Annotated in this window: 18 protein-coding genes; 7 read left to right on the plus strand and 11 right to left on the minus strand. The window is 65.6% G+C overall.

From position 1 onward, the window contains the following. Positions 1–38: 38 nt before the first annotated feature. The 3 genes from sufB to AC3WT0_RS06240 all read right to left on the minus strand — a co-directional run bounded on the left by sufB (position 39) and on the right by AC3WT0_RS06240 (position 2,823). Entirely contained in the window at positions 39–1,502 is a 1,464-nt protein-coding gene (gene sufB / locus AC3WT0_RS06230) for a Fe-S cluster assembly protein SufB (protein ID WP_492752276.1), read from the minus strand. Further along, positions 1,502–1,909, minus strand: coding sequence for an RrF2 family transcriptional regulator (locus AC3WT0_RS06235; protein ID WP_492752278.1), 408 nt, complete (start codon positions 1,907–1,909; stop codon positions 1,502–1,504). The genes sufB and AC3WT0_RS06235 overlap by 1 nt, the downstream gene beginning before the upstream one ends. Positions 1,910–1,974: 65 nt before the next feature. Further along, positions 1,975–2,823 (minus strand): helix-turn-helix transcriptional regulator, encoded by an 849-nt coding sequence (locus tag AC3WT0_RS06240; RefSeq protein WP_492752280.1) that lies wholly within the window; start codon positions 2,821–2,823, stop codon positions 1,975–1,977. Positions 2,824–3,070: 247 nt separating this feature from the next. Between AC3WT0_RS06240 and AC3WT0_RS06245 the strand changes: the two genes are divergently transcribed. From AC3WT0_RS06245 to AC3WT0_RS06255, 3 genes are all read left to right on the plus strand, one after another. Beyond that, entirely contained in the window at positions 3,071–4,105 is a 1,035-nt protein-coding gene (locus tag AC3WT0_RS06245) for a quinone-dependent dihydroorotate dehydrogenase (RefSeq protein WP_492752281.1), read from the plus strand. Positions 4,106–4,122: 17 nt separating this feature from the next. Continuing rightward, positions 4,123–5,796: a gamma-glutamyltransferase gene (gene ggt, locus AC3WT0_RS06250; RefSeq protein ID WP_492752282.1), complete on the plus strand. Its 1,674-nt coding sequence runs from the start codon at positions 4,123–4,125 to the stop codon at positions 5,794–5,796. Positions 5,797–5,896: 100 nt separating this feature from the next. After that, entirely contained in the window at positions 5,897–7,687 is a 1,791-nt protein-coding gene (locus tag AC3WT0_RS06255) for an AMP-dependent synthetase/ligase (RefSeq protein ID WP_492752551.1), read from the plus strand. Between the two features lie 63 nt (positions 7,688–7,750). Here AC3WT0_RS06255 and AC3WT0_RS06260 read toward each other — a convergent pair whose 3' ends face one another. From AC3WT0_RS06260 to AC3WT0_RS06295, 8 genes are all read right to left on the minus strand, one after another. After that, on the minus strand, positions 7,751–8,161 hold the full coding sequence (locus tag AC3WT0_RS06260) for a hypothetical protein (RefSeq protein WP_492752284.1): 411 nt from the start codon (positions 8,159–8,161) through the stop codon (positions 7,751–7,753). A 54-nt stretch (positions 8,162–8,215) separates the two neighbouring features. Next, the gene (locus tag AC3WT0_RS06265; RefSeq protein WP_492752286.1) at positions 8,216–8,635 is read right to left on the minus strand and encodes a hypothetical protein; all 420 of its coding nucleotides are present in this window, start codon (positions 8,633–8,635) and stop codon (positions 8,216–8,218) included. Between the two features lie 36 nt (positions 8,636–8,671). Further along, entirely contained in the window at positions 8,672–9,409 is a 738-nt protein-coding gene (gene gloB, locus AC3WT0_RS06270; protein ID WP_492752287.1) for a hydroxyacylglutathione hydrolase, read from the minus strand. Between the two features lie 10 nt (positions 9,410–9,419). After that, the gene (locus tag AC3WT0_RS06275) at positions 9,420–10,493 is read right to left on the minus strand and encodes an NAD(P)H-dependent flavin oxidoreductase (RefSeq protein WP_492752288.1); all 1,074 of its coding nucleotides are present in this window, start codon (positions 10,491–10,493) and stop codon (positions 9,420–9,422) included. Positions 10,494–10,497: 4 nt separating this feature from the next. Continuing rightward, a complete protein-coding gene (locus AC3WT0_RS06280; protein WP_492752291.1) occupies positions 10,498–10,911 on the minus strand; it encodes a VOC family protein in 414 nt (137 codons plus the stop codon). A 64-nt stretch (positions 10,912–10,975) separates the two neighbouring features. Beyond that, positions 10,976–11,752 (minus strand): tetratricopeptide repeat protein, encoded by a 777-nt coding sequence (locus AC3WT0_RS06285; protein WP_492752292.1) that lies wholly within the window; start codon positions 11,750–11,752, stop codon positions 10,976–10,978. Then, positions 11,752–12,507 (minus strand): alpha/beta hydrolase, encoded by a 756-nt coding sequence (locus AC3WT0_RS06290; protein ID WP_492752294.1) that lies wholly within the window; start codon positions 12,505–12,507, stop codon positions 11,752–11,754. Before AC3WT0_RS06290 ends, AC3WT0_RS06285 begins: the two co-directional genes overlap by 1 nt. Then, a complete protein-coding gene (locus tag AC3WT0_RS06295) occupies positions 12,495–12,749 on the minus strand; it encodes a DUF6356 family protein (protein WP_492752296.1) in 255 nt (84 codons plus the stop codon). The genes AC3WT0_RS06290 and AC3WT0_RS06295 overlap by 13 nt, the downstream gene beginning before the upstream one ends. A 182-nt stretch (positions 12,750–12,931) precedes the next feature. Between AC3WT0_RS06295 and thrS the strand changes: the two genes are divergently transcribed. From thrS to AC3WT0_RS06315, 4 genes are all read left to right on the plus strand, one after another. After that, positions 12,932–14,926, plus strand: a complete 1,995-nt coding sequence (gene thrS / locus AC3WT0_RS06300; RefSeq protein ID WP_492752298.1) for a threonine--tRNA ligase — start codon at positions 12,932–12,934, stop codon at positions 14,924–14,926. Between the two features lie 191 nt (positions 14,927–15,117). After that, complete coding sequence (locus AC3WT0_RS06305) at positions 15,118–16,545, plus strand: Dyp-type peroxidase (RefSeq protein WP_492752300.1); 1,428 nt, start codon at positions 15,118–15,120, stop codon at positions 16,543–16,545. Positions 16,546–16,671: 126 nt separating this feature from the next. After that, entirely contained in the window at positions 16,672–17,205 is a 534-nt protein-coding gene (gene infC / locus AC3WT0_RS06310; protein ID WP_492752301.1) for a translation initiation factor IF-3, read from the plus strand. A 267-nt stretch (positions 17,206–17,472) separates the two neighbouring features. Continuing rightward, positions 17,473–20,175, plus strand: coding sequence for a TonB-dependent receptor (locus tag AC3WT0_RS06315; RefSeq protein ID WP_492752303.1), 2,703 nt, complete (start codon positions 17,473–17,475; stop codon positions 20,173–20,175). Positions 20,176–20,235: the final 60 nt, after the last annotated feature.

Consider the following 20,235-nt stretch of genomic DNA (forward strand, 5'->3'; position numbering starts at 1 on the left):
CGTCGTAACGGCGGCCGCGTCGGTCCTGCTTGCGCTGGTCACCCCACGCTCCCCTCGAGGCTGATCCCGAGCAGCTTCTGCGCCTCCACCGCGAACTCCATGGGCAATTGCTGCAGCACTTCGCGGGCGAAGCCGTTGACGATGAGCGCGACGGCGCTTTCCTGATCGAGCCCGCGCTGCATCGCGTAGAAAAGCTGATCGTCGCTGATCTTGCTCGTCGTCGCCTCATGCTCGATCTGCGCGGAAGGATTGCGCACCTCGATATAGGGGACGGTGTGGGCACCGCACTCGCTGCCCAGCAGCAGGCTGTCACACTGGGTAAAGTTGCGGACATTGTCCGCCGTCGGCCCGACGCGGACGAGCCCGCGATAGGTGTTGTTGCTCTTCCCCGCCGAAATGCCCTTCGACACGATCGTCGACCGGCTGTTCTTGCCGAGGTGGATCATCTTGGTGCCGGTATCGGCCTGCTGGAAATTGTTGGTGACCGCGACCGAATAGAATTCGCCGACGCTGTTCTCGCCCGCGAGCACGCAGGACGGATATTTCCAGGTGATCGCCGAGCCCGTCTCGACCTGCGTCCACGACACCTTGCTGTTGCGGCCCTGGCAGAGCGCGCGCTTGGTGACGAAATTATAGATGCCGCCCTTGCCGTTCTCGTCGCCCGGATACCAGTTCTGCACGGTCGAATATTTAATCTCGGCATCGTTCAAGGCGACGAGTTCGACCACCGCCGCGTGAAGCTGGTTCTCGTCGCGCATCGGCGCGGTGCAGCCTTCGAGATAGGAGACGTAGGCGCCGTCGTCGGCGACGATCAGCGTGCGCTCGAACTGGCCGGTATTCTCGGCATTGATGCGGAAATAGGTGCTCAGCTCCATCGGGCAGCGCACGCCCCTGGGCACATAGACGAAGGTGCCGTCGGAGAAGACCGCGCAGTTCAAGGCCGCGAAATAATTGTCGTGCATCGGCACGACCTTGCCCAGCCATTTGCGGACCAGATCGGGATATTCGCGGATCGCCTCGGAGATGGAGCGGAAGATGACGCCGGCGGCCTCAAGCTCCTTGCGGAAGGTGGTGGCGACGCTGACGCTGTCGAACACCGCGTCGACCGCGACCTTGCGCGCGCCCTCGACGCCCGCGAGCAGCTTCTGCTCCTCGAGCGGGATGCCGAGCTTTTCATAGACGCGCAGAATCTCGGGATCGACTTCGTCGAGGCTCTCGAGCTTTGGCTTGGCCTTGGGCTCGGCGTAGTAATAGGCGTCCTGATAGTCGATCGGCGGCACGTCGAGCTTCGCCCAGTCGGGCGGGGTCATCGTCAGCCAGTGGCGATAGGCCTTGAGCCGCCAGTCGAGCATCCATTCGGGCTCGCCCTTCTTCGCCGAGATGAAGCGGACGGTATCCTCGCTCAGCCCCTTGGGCGCGAAATCCTGCTCGATGTCGCTGGAGAAACCCCATTCATATTTGCGGTTCACCGCATCATGGGCTTCCTGGTTACGCGTCGCCATCAATTGTCTCCAGCCAGCGTTTCGAGCGTGACGCCCGACAACGCGCCGCGCACCGCACCGCTGACGGCGCCGAGATGCGGCTTGACCCGGCAGCCGGGTTCGAGCGCGCAATCATGGCGCCCCTCCCCGGAGCAGGGGGTAAGCGCGATCGGTCCCTCGACCGCTTCGATAATGTCCGCAAGGCTGATCGCGGCAGCGGGGCGCGCCAGCATGAAACCGCCGCCCGAGCCGCGCGCCGAACTGAACAGCCCCGCCGAGGCGAGCCTGCCCATCAGCTTCTGCGTGGTGGGGAGCGGAATTCCGGTCTCGTCGGCCAGCATCGCGGCGGACAGGCGCGCATCGCCCGGCGCGCGCGCGGCGGCGGACATGATGACGACGGCATAGTCGGCGAAGCTGGAAAGACGCACCTGAAAACCTAATCGGACTGATTCGATCCGATTGGCATGTGGTCGCCCGACGCCCCTACGTCAAGTCATGTATCGGTGACAAGCGGGCTCAATTCCTCGAACGCCCCACGCTTGAGCGTGAGCCGCGCGAGCGTCGGCAGATCTTCGGCGAATTTCCTGGGCGTGATGCCGGTGAACTGCTTCACCTCGCGGATGAAGTGCGACTGATCGTAGAAACCGCGGTCGAGCACATCGCCAAGCTCGGCCTCGCCGCGCGCCATCGCGACGGCGGCGCGCAGGGCCCGGTATTTGCGCGCGAGCAGCTTGGGCGGGACGCCGTAGAAGCGCTTGCACAGCCGCTCGATCTGGCGGCGCGACAGGCCCGATTGCGCAACGAGGCAATCGATATCGGGCGAAGCCGCGCTCGCCAGCCAGCGATCGACCATGCGCGTGAAGCCGCCCGGCGTCTCGGCCGCGTCGGCGACGAGCGCGTGAACCATCTCATTCCCGATCACGGCACGATCACAGAGCGTGGCGGCCGCGCGCAATCGATCGGCGTAAACGGCAAGCGAGCGCCCGAAGATCGCGGTCGCATCGATCATGCGATTGACCATCGCCGAAGCATCGGTGCCCATCAATGCCGCCCAGCCCGCCGGCAGAAGCCCCGCGCCGAAGACATCGACAGGACCCTGGACTCGAACACGCGTAACACCGGTAGTCGGACCAAGAATCTGGATCGCTGCGGCAGCCTGAGACGTTCCGTCTGCGAAATGATATTCACCTGAACCCGGACTCAAGAGAAAGCGAAACTGGGCGAGATCGGCGCGTTCTTCATCCTGAAACAGCGGAATATCTGCGCGAAAATCGTAAAAGACCGAGACATAGTCCCGGAGATCAGCCTCGGGGGCCGCATATTCCAAGGATATGGCTGCCATGACCCTGCGCCCGAATCTTTATTTCTTGCAGGCGTTCTATCGCGACAGATTGTTAAAGAAAAGCGGCCCGGCTGTTTCCAGCCGGGCCGTAAGGTAAGAACCCCCAAATCGAATGGGAGCCCTTCGGGTCGCAAGCCACCCATATGACCATATCGGACGAGTCGTATTGGATGGATTCGACATCCGGCCCGCCCAAAAAGCGCCCCAGGCCAGTGTTATGGTTGATTTTATCCGTTAAGGGAGCGGGATGATCTTTCCCCTCCTCCGCCCTCTCATTCATTTGGTTGATCCCGAGCGGGCGCACCGGCTGACGATAAATGCCCTGAAGATAGTGCCCGCCGCTTCGCCGCAGGCGCCCGACCCGATGCTTGCCACCCGAGTCGCGGGGCTGGACTTCCCCAACCCGGTCGGGCTGGCGGCGGGCTTCGACAAGGATGCCGAGGTGCCGCGCGAGATGCTGGGCATGGGGTTCGGCTTCGTCGAGGTCGGCACGCTGACCCCGCTGCCGCAGGAGGGCAATCCCAGGCCGCGCCTGTTCCGGCTGAGCGAGGATCTGGCGGTGATCAACCGCATGGGTTTCAACAATGGCGGCCAGCATGCGGCGCTGGCGCGGCTGGAGGCGCTGCCCGCGCAGCGCGGGATCGTGGGCGTCAATATCGGGGCGAACAAGGATTCGGCCGACCGGATCGCCGACTATGCGCTGGGCGTGAAGACGATGCTGGCGGTCGCGGATTATCTGACCGTCAATATCAGCTCGCCCAACACGCCGGGGCTGCGCGCGCTGCAGGATGCAGGCGCGCTCGACGAACTGCTCGCGGCCGTGATGGAATCGCGCGGGGCGGGTCCGCCCGTCTTCCTCAAGGTCGCGCCCGATCTCGAAAATGCCGATGTCGATGCGATCGCGCGGATCGCCGCCGGACGGGGGATCGACGCGCTGATCGTGTCCAACACCACGATCCAGCGCCCGGCGCTGCGATCGTCGCAGGCCGGCGAGAGCGGTGGCCTGTCGGGCGCGCCGCTCGCCCCGCTCGCGCTCGACCGGCTGATCGCCTTCCGCACGGCGACGGGCGGGACGATGCCGCTGATCGCGGCGGGCGGGATCGCCAGCGCCGAGGACGCCTATGCGCGCATCCGCGCCGGGGCCGACCTGATCCAGCTCTACAGCGCATTGGTCTATGAGGGGCCGGGGCTGGCGAAGCGCATCGCGACGGGACTGAAGACGCTGCTGGCACGCGACGGTTTCACCAGCATCGCACAGGCGGTTGGCGCCGACGCCGTTTAGGCATTATCAGGCGCGATATGTTCAAGCGCCTCTCGCTCGTCCTCGCGCTCTTCTTCGCGATCCTGCCGCCCGCATTCGCCGCCGAAGGCGTCGTCTCGTCCGCCGATCCGCGCGCGAGCGAGGCAGGGCGCGCGATATTGCGCGAAGGCGGCAGCGCCGCCGACGCCGCGATGGCGATGATGCTGGCGCTGACCGTGGTCGAGCCGCAATCGAGCGGGATCGGCGGCGGCGGCTTCTTCATCTATCATGATGCGAAGACCGGAAAGCCAGGGACGATAGATGGCCGCGAAAAAGCGCCCGCCGCTGCGACGCCCGACCGCTTCCTCAATCCCGACGGCACGCTGATGACGATGCGCGAGGCCGTGCCCGGCGGGATTTCGGTCGGCGTGCCCGGCAATGTCCGCCTGATGCAGATGGTCCACGCCAAATGGGGCAAGCTGCCCTGGGCCAAATTGTTCGAGCCGGCGATCCGGCTGGCCGAGCAGGGCTTTGTCGTCAACAAGACGATGAATTCGCGGATCGGTGGCCTCGCGCCGCTGTGGAGCGGCTTTCCGGAGATTGCGAGCATCTATCTGGTCGACGGCAAGGCCCCCGCCGTGGGGACGACGCTGCGCAATCCTAAACTGGCGGCGCTGCTGCGCGAGATCGCGGCCAAAGGGCCCGACGCCTTCTATCGCGGCGACAATGCGCGCGCGATCAGCGCCGCCATCGCCAACGCGCCGCGCCATCCGACGGCGCTGACCGAAGCCGATCTTGCCGCCTATCGCGCCAAGGAACGCCCCGCCGTCTGCGCGCCTTATCGCCAGTATCGCATCTGTGGCATGGGGCCGCCTTCGTCGGGCGCGACCACCGTTTTCCAGATATTGGGGATGCTCGAGCGCTTCGACATGAAGGCGCTGGGCAAGGACAATCCCACGTCGTGGCACCTGATCGCCGAGGCGATGATGCTCGCCTATGCCGATCGCGACAAATATCTGGGCGACAGCGATTTCGTGAAAGTGCCCGTGCAGGGGCTGCTCGACCGCGCCTATATTGCCTCGCGATCCAGGCTGATCTCGCCCGACGCGACACTTGGCCGCTACGAGGCCGGAGCGCCGCCGGGGGCCGAAGCGCGCACCGCCGCCATTCCGGGCGAGGTGAGCGGCACCACCCATTTCGTCGCCGTGGATGCCGGGGGCAATGTCGCGACGATGACCTCGACGGTCGAGGGTCCGTTCGGCAGCCAGCTCGTCGCCAACGGCTTCGTGCTCAACAACGAGTTGACCGATTTCAGCTTCGCACCCTCGAAGGACGGCGCGCCCGTTGCCAACCGGATCGAGGCAGGCAAGCGGCCGCTGTCGTCCATGTCGCCGGTGATCGTCTATGACGCGCAGGGCAAGCCGGTGTTCACCACGGGCGCCGCGGGCGGCAAGACGATCATCATGCAGGTGCTGAAGGCGCTGGTCGCGTGGATCGACTGGGGGCAGAGCGCGCAAGAGGCCGTGGCGGCGCCCAACATCTTCTTCAGCGGAACGACAGTGGTCGTCGAGGATGGATCGTCGCTGGTGCCGATGATTCCCACGCTGGAGCAACTCGGCCACCGTGTCGTCAGCCAGTCGGTCTGGGGCAAGGCCAACGATGCCGAGCGCACCGCGGCCGGCTGGGCCGGCGGCGCTGACCCACGCAGCGAAGGCGAAGTGCTGCCTCAATAGAGGATCGGAGCAGGCGGCGCTGCCCGACGCTACGTAAACCGCGCTGGACCCGCCGGTGCGGTCGGCTACATATATGCTCAAACAATATCCCGGAGAGATGATGCGCTATCTGGAGCATTTCCCCAATCTGGTTGCCCTGTTCTTCACGCGCGCGGCGGAGAAGGGCGACGCGCCTTTCCTGTGGCGCAAGGCCGACGGACGCTGGCAATCGCAGAGCTGGGCGGAGACGGCGCGGCAGGTCTCCTCACTGGCCAAGGCGCTCAAGAGCATCGGGCTCAAGCCGGGAGACCGTGTGATGCTCGTTTCGGAAAATCGCCCCGAATGGTGCATCGCCGACCTGGCGATCATGGCCGCGGGCTGCGTGACCGTGCCGACCTACACCACCAATACCGAGCGCGACCATCACCATATATTGGAGAATTCGGGCGCGAAGGCGGTGATCGTCTCGACCGACAAGCTGGCGCGCACGCTGATGCCAGCGGCGCTCCGCGCGACCAATCTGGAAGCGCTGATCGGGATCGAGCCGCTGCGTTTCGCGCAGAGCGGGAGCATCGATTTCCACGACTGGTCGGCGCTGATCGCCGCCGAGACGCCCGATGTGGAGGCGACGCGGGCCGAGGCGACCTTCGCGCGCGAGGATCTGGCCTGCATCATCTACACCAGCGGCACCGGCGGCGCGCCGCGCGGGGTGCGCCAGCATCATGGCGCGATCCTCCACAATGTCGCGGGCTGCATCGCCGTGATCTCGGAGGATTTCGGATGGGATGACGAGGTCTTCCTGTCCTTCCTGCCGTTGAGCCACGCCTATGAGCATTCGGGCGGCCAATTTTTCCCGATCGGGCTGGGTGCGCAAATCTATTATGCTGAAGGGCTGGAGAAGCTCGCCGCCAATATCGAGGAAGTGCGCCCGACGATCATGGTCGTCGTCCCCCGCCTGTTCGAGGTGCTGCGCCAGCGGATGGTGAAAGCGATCGAGAAACAGGGCGGCGCGGGGCCGGGGCTGCTGCGCCGCGCGCTGGCGATCGGGGCGAAGGAACTGGCGGGAAAGCGCCCCTTCTGGGATGCGCCGATGGACTTCTTCATCGGCAAGACGCTGCGCCCCAAGGTGCAGAAGCGCTTCGGCGGGCGAATCAAGGCGCTCGTTTCGGGCGGCGCCCCGCTCAATCCCGAGATCGGCACCTTCTTCCACTCGCTCGGCCTAACCCTGCTGCAGGGCTATGGGCAGACCGAGGCGGCGCCCGTCATCTCGTGCAACCGCCCCAAGGCGGGGATCAAGATGGATACGGTCGGCCCGCCGCTGCCCGATACCGAGGTGCGGATTGCCGAGGACGGCGAGATACTGGTGCGCGGCGAGCTGGTGATGCACGGCTATTGGCGCAACGAGGCCGAGACGGCCCGCGCGCTGAAGGACGGATGGCTCCACACCGGCGACATCGGCGAGATCGACGAAAAGGGCCGGATCAGGATCACCGATCGCAAGAAGGATCTGATCATCAACGACAAGGGCGACAATATCGCTCCGCAGAAGGTGGAGGGCATCCTCACCCTCCAGCCCGAGATCATGCAGGCGATGATCTATGGCGACCGCAAGCCCTATGTCGTCGCGCTGATCGTTCCCGATCCCGAATGGACCGCCGAATGGGCGATCGCCAACGACTATAAGCTCGATTTCCGCGCGCTGGCCGACAATCCGCAGTATCGCGCGGCGGTGATGGCGGCGGTCGACCGGGTCAATCGCGACCTTTCGGTCATCGAGCGCGTGCGCAGCATCATCATCGCCGACGAGCCCTTCACCGTCGAGAATGAACAGATGACGCCATCGATGAAGGTCCGCCGCCATGTGCTGCGCGCGGCCTATGGCACGCGGCTGGACGGGCTTTATCGAGGCTGATCCAGCAAAGCCGGATCAGGCGGGGGAGCGGGCCGGTGCGGCCTCCGCTTTAGTCGATCGAGCCTAGGGATTGGACGCCTTGTCACCGATCCGGCGATAGGGCGTCCACTGGCCGACATTGCACGCGCCGATCTGAACGCCGCGCTCGACATCGACGACGCCGACGGGGTTGCCCTCGCACAAGCGAACGTCGCTGGGGTTGGTCGCGAGCTGATAGCTGCCGCGCTGGAATGGGCAGCCGCCCGGCGGATCGCTGCGATAGATCAGCCCGTTGCGGTGGCGGATGACGATCGTGGTCGTGCCGACGATCCGGAGGCCGTAGCTGCCGCGAAGCTGGACGCAATCGACCGGCGCCTCGGGGGCGCGGCCCTTGAACAGCGCGTCAAGCTCGGCGAGCGGATCGACCCCGGCCGCCAGTGCGAAAGCCGGGATGGCCGCGAGCGCCGCTGCCACCAAAATAATGATTCTGCGCATCGACCCCGTCCTTTCCGGCCGGGACGCTAAGCCGCCGGCCGGAAAGGACGCAAGTCATTTGGCCGTTCGATAGGGCGTGAAATCGCCCAGCGCACAGGAGCCTGCGCTGAAACCTGCCGAGAAATCACGCACCTGCGCGATGTCGCCCGAGCAGAGCTGCCCGGTGGTGGTGCGGGTGATGAGGCCGCTGCCCTCGCGCAGGCCCGGGCAGCCGCCCGGCGGATCGTTGCGATAAACGAGGTTGGAGCTGACCCGGTAGAGGATCGTCCGGTTTCCGACATAGATGGTGTCGCGGATCTGCGTCAGCGGGATGCAGGTCTGCGACGACCCCGCCGTCTTGCCGGCAAGCGCCTTGTCGAGCTTCGTCTGATCCTTGGCGCTGAGGGGCGGCGCAGCGCTCGACGCGACGACGGCGGTGCCGCCCGCAATGGCAGCGAGGCCGGCGGCGGCGATGAAAAGTGGCAGGCGGCGCATATCGATCTCCATGGTCAGTCGCCCCACGCGCAGAGTTTAGACCATCTCGCTCCTGAACGCATCCTTAGCGGCGCGGCGTTCGGCGAGCTCGGCGGCATCGGCGGCGCGCATGAACGGATTGGTCGCACGTTCGAGCGCGATCGTCGTCGGCACCGTCGCCTCGCCAAGCGCGCGCGCGGCGTCGACCGTCTTCATGCGATCGGCGATCGCCTGGTTGCCCGGCTCCGCGACGAGCGCATAGCGGCCGTTGGACTGGGTATATTCGTGCGCGCAGTAGACGGCGGTCTCGCCCGGCAGCGTTTTCAACCGCTGCATATTGGCGAACATCTGATCCGCCGTTCCCTCGAAAAGCCGGCCGCAGCCCATGGCGAACAGGGTATCGCCGACGAAGATCAGTCCATCGTCGGGCAGATGATAGGCGATGTGCCCGGCAGTATGCGCTGGGACCGCAAGCACATCGGCGACATGATCGCCAAGGCTTACCCGATCGCCCTCGTCCACCAGCCGGTCGAGCGTCGGGATGCGTTCCGCCTCGGCCGCGGGGCCAGTGATCGCGCAGCCCGTCGCCGCCTTGATCCCGGCGTTGCCGCCGGTGTGATCGGGGTGCCAGTGGGTATTCCAGATCTGGGTGATGCGCCAGCCGCGTGCCGCCGCCGCATCGAGCACGGGCTGCGCGACGGCGGGATCGACGACCACCGTCTCGCCGCTCGCCGCATCATGCGCGAGCCAGACATAATTGTCGCTGAGGACGGGGATGCGGACAATATCGAGCATGGCCGCCATGCTAGGCGCGTGCCGCGAGGATCGCCAGCGCCTCGCGCGCCAGTCTTTCGGTGAGCAGCCGCGCCGGCTCGCCCGAGACGCCCAGCCCCGCCCCCTGCCCCGCCCAGAGCGGCGAGAAGGCGGGATCGCCGGCTGCCTCGGCCGTGCGGCGCAACTGCGCGAGCGCGGTGGCGGCATAGGGGAAAGGCGGCGCGTCCGCGCTCGTCGGCCCCTGCTCCATCATCAATCGGTTGGGCAGCCCGCGCGCGAGCCCGCCGGTCATCATATTGGTGAACTGCGTATGTTCGGCCGCCTCGCTCGACAACAGCGCCCGGTGCGCTTCGCCGATCAGGCTTTCGGGCGTGTGGAGATAGGCCGTGCCCATCTGCACCGCGCTCGCCCCCAGCGTGAGCGCGGCGGCGATCCCACGCGCATCGCCGATTCCGCCCGCCGCGATCACCGGCACAGTCACCGCGTCGACCATCTGCGGCAGCAGCGCGAACAGCCCCATATGGTCGCTGCCGTCGTTGGGCAGCGCGTAGCTGGCATGACCGCCCGCCTCCCACCCCTGTGCGATCAGGGCATCGACGCCCCGGTCGGCAAGCATGCGCGCCTCATCGAGGCTGGTCGCGCTGGCGATGACGAAGGCGCCGGCCGCCTTCACGCGATCGAGCAGCGCTGGATCGGGCAGGCCGAAATGGAAACTGACGACTTCAGGCCGCGCTTCCTCGACCGCCGCGCACATCGCGTCGTCAAAGGGTTGGCGGAGCGGCGGGGGATCGTCGGGATAGCAGACGCCATATTCGGCATAATAAGGCGCGAGCAGTGCGCGCCATGCCGTATCGTCGGGCGGCATGCCGAGGCGGTGGCAGAAGAAATTGAGATTGACCGGCCCGGCGACGCGCTGGCGGACCGCCGCCACCTGATCGAGCACGGCATCGGGCGACAGCATCGCGCAGGGCAGGGAGCCGAGCGCGCCCGCCTCGATCGCGGCGACGGCGAGCGAGACGCCGCCCGCCCCCGCCATCGGCGCCTGAACGATCGGAACCGACATCCCGACCCTCGCCAGCAGCGCGGGGTCGGGCCAGCCGCTCATCGTCTTACCAGCTTCCCGTGCTGGGCATCGACGCCCATGGCTCGGCCGGTTCCAGATGGCCGTTCTGCAGCAGTTCGATCGAAATGCCGTCCGGCGTGCGGATGAAGGCCATATGGCCGTCGCGCGGCGGGCGGTTGATCGTCACGCCCGCATCCATAAGCCGCTGGCAAGTCGCGTAGATATCGTCGACCTGATAGGCGATGTGGCCGAAATTACGGCCGCCCGAATATGTTTCCTGATCCCAGTTGTGCGTCAGCTCGACCTGCGCATCCTCGTCGCCCGGCGCGGCCAGATAATAGAGGGTGAAACGTCCCTGCTCGCTGTCCATTCGCCGCACCAGCTTCAGGCCGAGCAGATCGAAGAAGCGCATCGTCGCCTCAGGGTCCGAGACGCGGATCATCGTATGGAGATATTTCATGCGCCCTTCATAGGCGCCGGACGTCGGTTTGAAAATGCGGCCCGATGCGCATTTCCGGCACCGGTCAGGATTTCGGCTTTTCCGCGTCGAGCTGCTTGAGGCTGGCGGCGGCGGCCTCGGCGGCCGTGCTGCCGGGCTGGTTGGTGATTGCGCCTTGCCAGGCGGCGCGCGCGGCATCGGGCGCGTTGGAGAGGATCGCGATATTGCCGGCCTCGAGCGCGACCGAGGCATCGTCGGGCGATCGCTTTGCCGCTTCGCCGATATCCTTCTGCGCGCGGGCAAGATCGCCCTGCCGGCGTGCGAGCGTCGCCGAGAGAAGCCAGGCCAGCGGATCATCGGGCACGCGCTGGATCGCGAGATCGAGATCGGCGCGGGCCGCCTTGAGATCGCCCATCGCGACCGACGCGCGCGCGCGATCGAGGCTGGCCTCGCCCAGCGACGGGCCGACGAGCTCGCCGCGCGCCATCGCTGCATCGAAGGCCGCGCGCGCGCCGGCGGCGTTGCCGCCCGCCAGCCGCGCATTGCCCGTCTGCATCCACAGATCGGCGGCAGGCGCCTCGCGCGAAATCTCCGCCTCGCGCGCGCCTTGTTCGAAAGCGGTCGCGGCAGCAGCCCATTGCAGCTTCTTGGCATAGGCGACGCCGAGGCACTGGCGCGCAAGCGCACCGCCGCCGCGCAGATGCCAGTTATTGGCCTCGACGATCGCCTTGTCGGGATCGGCGGCGACCGAGCCGAGGCACAGGTCGAGCAGCTCCTGGTTGGTCGGCGGCGCGGCGGGAAGTGCCGCAGGGGGCGAAGCGGCCTGCGTTTCGGCCGCGAGGAGAAGGAGGATGGGGAACATCAGCAAAGCGCCTCGACGGTCGCCAGCATCAGCGCGATATCCTGATCGCGCGACAGGCGGTGGTCGCCGTCCTTGACGAGAAGCGTCTGCACATCGGCTGAACGGAGCCGTTCAGCGAGGTGAAGCGCATGGTGCCAGGGCACGTCGGGATCGCGCTGGCCGTGGAGCAGCCGGACCGGGCAGTCGATCGCAATCTCGCCCTGGAGCAGGCGGTGCGCTTCGCCCGATTGCCAGAAGGCGCGCGTTGTGACGGTAGGCGTCGGCGCATAGTCCGACGCTTGTTCGAGACGGCCGTGCGAGAGGATTTCCAGCTTCTGTGCCTCGCTATACCCCCAATCGGTGAAATCAGGCGCAGCGGCGATGCCGACGAGACCGGCGATGCGATCGGGCCGCGCCAGCGCCGCGAGGAGCATGATCCAGCCGCCCATCGAGGAACCGACGAGAATCATCGGTCCATCGGTCAGCCCGTCGATCATCGCCAGCGCATCGTCGCGCCAGCGCGCGAGCGTCGCGGTCTCGAAATCGCCTTCGCTGGCGCCGCAGCCCGTATAGTCGAAGCGGAGCATCGCGCGGCCAAGCCCTGCTGCCCAGCGATCGAGCGCCAGCGCCTTGCCGCCTGTCATGTCCGACATGTAACCCGGCAGGAACAGGATGGTCGGCCCCGCCCCTTCGCGCTTCGCAAAGGCAAGGCGCACGCCGTCGCCGCGATCCAGCCAGCCCGTCACGCCCCCATCGGGCGCGATCAGATCACCCATTCGATCGACTGGACCTCGATATTGGCGCGGCGCTTGGCATCGCGCTTCGCGACCATCTCGTCATAGAGCTTCTTCACCATGCCGCTGCCGGTGGTGACGAACATGCCCGGGACCACCGCATGGATCATGCAGGCGACGCCGCCTACGACCATCCGCGTGCCGAAGCCGCCCGCCGCCGCGAAATGTTCGCCATAGGTTTCGCCGACTTCGGCGGGATGGTCGCGAAAAAGCCGGTTCAGCATCAGTCGTCCCATGGGCTGTTGAGAGGGAGCAACGATAGCCGCTGAACGCGCGGATCGCACGGAAAAAATCCCCGGCGCACGCGAAGAAAGCGGAAAATTGCGCGCGGCTTGCCTATATCGGGGCGGCGCGGGCATAAGCCGCGCGCAAACACGCAATCCTTAGCCAAGGCAAGACCACTTCCATGTCCGAGATGATCAAGATCAGCCTGCCCGACGGTTCCGTGCGCGAGATGCCGCGCGGCACTACCCCGGCGGATGTGGCTGCGGCGATCGGGCCGGGGCTGGCCAAGGCGGCGATCGCGGCGCGCGTCGATGGCGAGCTGCGCGACATCGCCCGGCCGATCGACCAGGATTCGACGCTGGCGCTGGTAACGGCGCGCGACGAGGCCGATGCGATCGAGCTCGCGCGGCACGATTATGCCCATGTGCTGGCGGAAGCCGTGCAGACGCTGTTCCCCGGCACGCAGATCACTTTCGGCCCGTCGACCGACGACGGTTTCTATTACGACTTCGCACCCAGGGACCGCCCCTTCACCGAGGAGGACCTGCCGGCGATCGAGGCCGAGATGCGTCGCATCATCGCCGCCGACAAGCCGCTGAAGCGCGAAGTGTGGAGCCGCGAGGCGCTGATCGCGCGGTGGCGGGAGCAAGGCGAGAGCTTCAAGGCCGAATGGGCCGCCGAGCTTCCCGAGGGCGACGAGCTGACGGTCTATTGGTCGGGCAGCGACTGGCTCGACATGTGCCGCGGCCCGCACCTCGCCTCGACGGGCAAGCTCGATCCGCAGGCATTCAAGCTGACGCGCGTGTCGGGCGCCTATTGGCGCGGCGACCAGAAAAACGCGATGCTCTCGCGCATCTACGGCACGGGCTGGCTCAACAAGAAGCAGCTCGACGCGCATCTCCACCGGCTGGAGGAAGCAGCCAAGCGCGATCACCGCAAGATCGGGCAGGAGATGGACCTGTTCCACCTCCAGTCCGAAGCGCAGGGCAGCGTCTTCTGGCACCCCAAGGGCTATATCATCTGGCGCCAGCTGGAGGCCTATATGCGCCGCCGGCTCGATGCGGCGGGCTATGTCGAGGTCAAGACCCCGCAGCTGATGGACGCGCGCCAGTGGGAACAATCTGGCCACTGGGGCAAATATCGCGAGAATATGTTCGTCGTCCCCGACGAGATCCCTTCGACCGAGGAGGACGGCCCCGTGCTGTCGGGCAAGGCCGATCTGATGGCGCTCAAGCCGATGAACTGCCCGGCGCACGTCCTGATCTTCCGCCAGGGGATCAAGAGCTATCGCGACCTGCCCATCCGCATGGCCGAATTCGGCTGCTGCCACCGCAACGAGCCGCACGGCGCGCTGCACGGCATCATGCGCGTGCGCCAGTTCACGCAGGACGACGCGCATATCTTCGTGCGCGAGGACCAGCTGATCGAGGAGATCCGCCAGTTCTGCGACCTGCTCGACAGCGTCTACAAGCATCTCGGCTTCGACAAATATGCGATCAAGCTGGCGCTGCGCCCCGAGAAGCGCTTCGGCAGCGAAGAGATGTGGGACAATGCCGAGCAGGTGCTGCGCGATGCCGTGCACGCCGCCGGGCGCGATACCGAGGACTATGGCTGGGAAGAGCTTGAAGGCGAAGGCGCCTTCTACGCGCCCAAGCTGGAATTCCATCTGACCGACGCGATCGGCCGCACCTGGCAGGTCGGCACGATCCAGGCGGACGAAGTGCTGCCCGAGCGGCTCGACGCCAGCTATGTCGGCGAGGACGGCCAGCGCCACCGCCCGGTTATGCTCCACCGCGCGATCCTAGGCACGTTCGAACGCTTCATCGGCATCTTGATCGAGCATCATGCCGGGCGCTTCCCGCTGTGGCTGGCACCGGTACAGGCGGTGGTCGCGACCATCGTGTCGGACGCCGACGGCTATGCGCAGGATGTGGTCGCGAAGCTGGGTGCCGCAGGTCTCCGCGCCGAAGCAGACACGCGCAACGAGAAGATCAACTACAAGGTGCGCGAACATTCGCTGGCGAAGGTTCCGCACCTGCTGGTGATCGGCAAGCGCGAGGCCGAGGAAGGCACGGTCGCGATTCGCACGCTGGGCCAGGAAGGCCAGCGCGTGATGCCGCTCGACGAGGCGATCGCGATGCTGAAGGCAGAGGCGACTCCGCCCGATCTGCGTTGAATCGGCGCGCCGCGTTCAAGCGTGGCGTGCATCCGACTCCAACTTGGTGCAAATCGATTCAGCGAAGCCGTTGAATCGATGAGGCCGGCTGTTCGGATGCCAGCCGAATCCACCGATTTCGACCGGTATCCGCTTTCCCGCGACCGCGATGAGGGCGACTTTCCTCCAAGCGAAACGGGGGAGTGGATGCGATGCCGATCGATCTCGACAAGGCGCTGCGCCTGAGCAGCGCGAACGCCGACGAAAAGGCGATGCTCGCCGACCTTCAGATGAACATCCTCGACGGCCATGGGCGGCGGGCGACGCGGAATGTGTTCCTCAACTTCCTCGACGCCGCGAAAGGGCGGGCGTTCGTCCGGGCCATCGCCAAACATGTGACATCGGCGCAGCGGCAGCTGGATGACGCGGCCGAGCATCGAAAGACAGGCAAATCGGGCGGTCCCGTCGTCGGGCTGATGTTGTCGTCTGCCGGCTACGCCTTTCTCGGGCGCGGGGACATCATGCCTCAGCCCGACGATGACGGCGCCTTTGCCGACGGGCTGCTGGCGCGCGGCGCGATGCTCAACGATCCTGCAAAGAGCGCGCTCGAGCCCAGCTATCGTCAGCGCATCCATGCCATGATCCTGATCGGGGGCGATCCCGATGGCGAAGACAAATGGACATCGGCCCAGGTCGAGCTGAAGGAGGATGAGATTCTCGGCCTTGCCGATCCCAGCAGCTTCGACCCTATCGTCATGGAAGTGGGGCGCGTGATCTTCCGCCGCGACCCGGGCGGCGAGGCCGAGGGGATCGAGCATTTCGGCTATGTCGACGGACGCAGCCAGCCGCTGATGATCGAGGAGCTGATCGACCGCGAGCGCGACGAGAATGGCGGGATCGATGTCTGGGATCCGCGCTTTCCGCTGCGGCAGGTGCTGGTCGCTGATCCCGGCGCGGCGGATGCCGATACGGGCTTCGGCAGCTTCTTCGTCTTTCGCAAGCTGGAACAAGATGTTCGCGGCTTCAAGGACGCGGAGGAGAAGCTGGGTGAGCAGCTTGGAATCGACGAGCTTGCCGGCGCCTTTCTGGTCGGGCGTTTCGAGGACGGCACACCAGTGACGCTTTTCGGCAAAGAAAGTGCCGCGCGCCCCGTCGTCAATAATTTCGACTACAGCGCGGACATGGACGAGCTGCGCTGCCCATTCTCCGCGCACATACGCAAGACCAATCCGCGCGGCGACACGGAGCGCCTGGGGTTCGGTTCGGTTGCAGACGAGCGGAGCCACATCATGGCGCGGCGGGGCATGCCCTTCGGCACGCGCAATCATGTGACCAACCCCAGCGACAAGCCCGACGGCGGGGTCGGGCTGATGTTCATGGCGTTTCAGGCCAATCTGCGCGACCAGTTCGAGTTCACCCAGCGGCTCTGGGCGAACAATGTCGATTTCGCGAAGGCGAACACCGGGCGCGACCCGATCATCGGCCAGCACGGCACAGGCGCCGGTGCGCCGATCACCCTGCGCGACAGGTGGAACGATCTCGCCGCGACCGGGCGTAAGGTCAGCTTCGAGGAGCAGGTCCACCATCGCGGCGGCGAATATTTCTTTGCCCCCGCCATCAGCACGCTCCGGCAATTCTGACGTAAAAAGCGCACATGCCCGCGGGAAAATTGGGCGGCCTTCGACCTGCCACCTTTCCTTGAACCGCCCGAGAGACTACATTCGGTCAGGTTCACAGTGACAGGAGCAAGTCTTATACGTCCTCCCATGATGCGGCGCCCGATGGCGCCCGCGCCGGCCAACGGGCCGCGCTTCAACGAATTTATCCAGTCGCCCAAGGTCCGGGTGATTGACGAGAATGGCGAAAATCTGGGCGTGATGTACACGCGCGAGGCGATCGAGCAGGCGGCCGAAGTGGGGCTGGACCTGGTCGAGGTGTCGCCCAACGCGGACCCGCCCGTCGCCAAGTTCCTCGATGTCGGCAAGTTCAAGTACGAGGCGCAGAAAAAGGCGAATCTCGCCCGCAAGTCGCAGAAGACGCAGGAGATCAAGGAGATCAAGATGCGTCCGAACATCGACGACCACGACTATGAGACGAAGATGAAGAAGATCTTCGAGTTCATCGGCGAGGGCGACAAGGTGAAGGTGACGCTGCGTTTCCGCGGGCGCGAGCTCAGCCACGGCCAGCTCGGCATGCTGCTTCTCCAGCGCGTGCAGGCGGATACCGTCGAGATCGCCAAGGTCGAGGCGCATCCCCGGATGGAAGGGCGCCAGATGCTGATGGTCATCGCCCCCAAATAAGCGGGTCCGGGGCCGGCTTTTCCCGTCCGTCGTGGACGGAAAAGAGCCGGCCCCGTTTGAATCCGGGCGCTTTTTCGGCGCCGACGACCTTCCTTTTACGTGAGCGGAAAGCCCGGTTGCCGTAGCGTCAACCGGGGATGCTGTTGCATATTCGCCGCGAGACATAAAAAATAACGGATTTCCGCCATTTAGCCGATGGCATCTTTGCCACAGCTACGATAGGCTGGTCATCAAACAACAAAATAAAACTTATTGGAGGAGAGTTTGATGCCCAAGCATATTTGGATGATGACGGCTGCCTGTGCCGCACTGGCCGCGCCTGCGATGGCGCAGGAAGCGGCACCGCAGGCCGCCGCCACCGAAGAAGCCGATACCGGCGCCGACATCATCGTCACCGCGCAGGGCCGCGCCCAGCAGTTGCAGGACGTGCCGCTCGCCATTTCCGCCGTCAGCGGCGAAGCGCTGCTGAATTCGGGCGCGACCGACATCCGCCAGCTCAATCAGCTCGCGCCGTCGCTACTCGTGTCCTCGACGGGTTCCGAAGCCAACGGCTCGGCCCGCATCCGCGGCGTCGGCACCGTCGGCGACAATCCCGGCCTCGAAAGTTCGGTCGCGGTGTTCATCGACGGCGTCTATCGCGCGCGCACCGGCGCCGGCCTCAACGACATCGGCGACATCGAGCGCGTCGAGGTCCAGCGCGGCCCGCAGGGCACGCTGGGCGGCCGCAACGCTTCCGCCGGCCTGATCAGCATCGTCACCAAGAAGCCGAGCTTCTCCGGCTTCGGCGTGACGGGCGAGGCGACCTACGGCAATTACGATTTCTGGCGCCTCGTCGGCAGCGTCAACGCGCCGGTATCGGAGACCGTGGCAGTTCGCGTCGACGGCCTGTGGTCGAAGCGTGACGGTTTCTACAAGGATCTCGTCAACGATACGCGCGTCAATAATCGCGATCGTTATTTCGTGCGCGGCCAGATATTGTTCGAGCCGACGAGCGACATCAGCCTGCGCCTGATCGGCGACTATACGCACCGCAACGAGAAGTGCTGCGCCGCCGCCTATGTCCGCCGCGCGGACAATCCGGAAGTCGGCTCGCTGCTCGATCCCACCAAGAACACGATCATCAAGGTAATGACCGATCTGGGCCAGAACCCCGCGGCTTTCACCGAAGATCCCTATGACCGGAACGTCTATGTATCGTCGGGCCGCAGCTATGCGGGCAAGACCACCGACTGGGGCGTCTCGGGCCAGCTCGACTGGGATTTTGGCGGCGCGAAGCTGACCTCGATCACCGCCTATCGCAACTATGAGACCAATCAGGGCTCCGACACCGACTACAGCCAGCTCGACCTGCTGTATCGCGATCCGGGCAAGAACGCCTATGACCGGCGCTTCCGCACGTTCAGCCAGGAAGTCCGCCTGCAAGGCTCGGCGTTCAACAACAAGCTCGACTGGCTCGTCGGCGGCTATTTCTCGCACGAATCGCTCCGCCTCGTCGACAATCTCCACTTCGGCCGCGACTATGGGCGCTTCGCCACCTGTCGCGTCGTCTCAGGCAGTTCGCTGTCCGCGCTCTATTCGCCGACTTCGCCCGGCTGCCTCGCCGCACGCCCGGCGCTGTTCGGTGCGGCGTCGCCGCTGGTCTGGGCGGCTTTCGACCGGCTCGACTCAGTGCGCAGCGTCGGCAGCATCAACGACACCTATCGCCAGCGGAGCAACAATTTCGCGTTCTTCACGCACAATATCTTCCACATCACCGACAAGCTGGACGTGACGCTGGGCGTGCGCTGGACGAAGGAAATCAAGAAGTTCAACGCGAGCTTCAACAACGACAACAACTTCTGTCTGCCGCAGCAGCAGGCGCTCGGCCCGCTGCTCACCAACCCGAGCCTCGCATCCCTCGCCGGCTCGCTGATCACGCTGACCTGTCTCGGCAATTCGAGCAGCGAGATCAACGGCGCCACCGCCCATGACCGGCGCAGCGAGGATCAGTTCACCGGCACGGCGATCGTCTCGTGGAAACCGATCGACGACCTGCTGCTCTATGCGAGCTACGCGCGCGGCTATAAGGCGGGCGGCTTCAACCTCGACCGTTCGTCGATCAAGTCGCCGCTGACCCCGATGGGCGGCCAGACCGGGCTGCAGAACCTGGTCGGCAGCGGCGTGCTGCAGTTCGGCGCGGAGAAGGTGACGTCTTACGAAGTGGGCGGCAAATTCTCGCTGCGCGGCTTCAACTTCAACGTCTCCGCCTTCCGCGAAGAGTTCAGCAACTTCCAGCTGAACACCTTCAACGGTTCGAACTACATCGTCCAGAACATCAACGGCTGTAAGAACCTGATCGGCGGCAGCGATGCCGACACCGACACCAGCGCGACGACCGGATCATGCGCCAAGGGCGATGTGACCTACGGCGTGCTGGCGCAGGGCGTCGAGCTCGAGGCCAATGTCTCGCCGGTCCGCTATGTTCAGTTCAATGCCGGCCTGACCTATGCCAGCACCAAATATCGCAAGGATCTCGTCGGCAGCGCCACCGGCCTTCCGCTCGATCCCGCGCTGCGCGTGCTGCCGGGCAAGCAGATCTCCAACGCGCCGAAGATCGTGACGACCGCGTCGTTCAGCTGGTCGCCGCCGATCGGCGGGTCGGGCCTGTCGGGCCTGCTCTACGTCGACAGCCGCCTGACCGGTGACTATAATACAGGTTCCGACCTGTTCCCGCAGAAGGCGCAGGACGGCTTCGCGCTGGTTAATGCCCGCATCGGCATCCGCGGCCCCGACCAGCGTTGGGCGGTTGAGGTCTGGACGCAGAACATCTTCAACAGGGGCTATATGCAGGTCGCCTTCAACTCGCCGTTCCAGGCAGGCGCGGCTTCGCCGAACTTCACCTCGTCGCAATATCCCGGCGGCGCGCAGATCTTCTCCGCCTTCCTGGCCGAGCCGCGCACCTACGGGCTGACGCTGCGCGGCAAGTTCTGATCGCCTGACGAGATCGACTTCAGGCCCGTCCCGCGCAAGCGGGGCGGGCCTTTTCTTTCG

Source organism: Sphingomonas sp. EU05-FHT14C10, assembly GCF_058790595.1.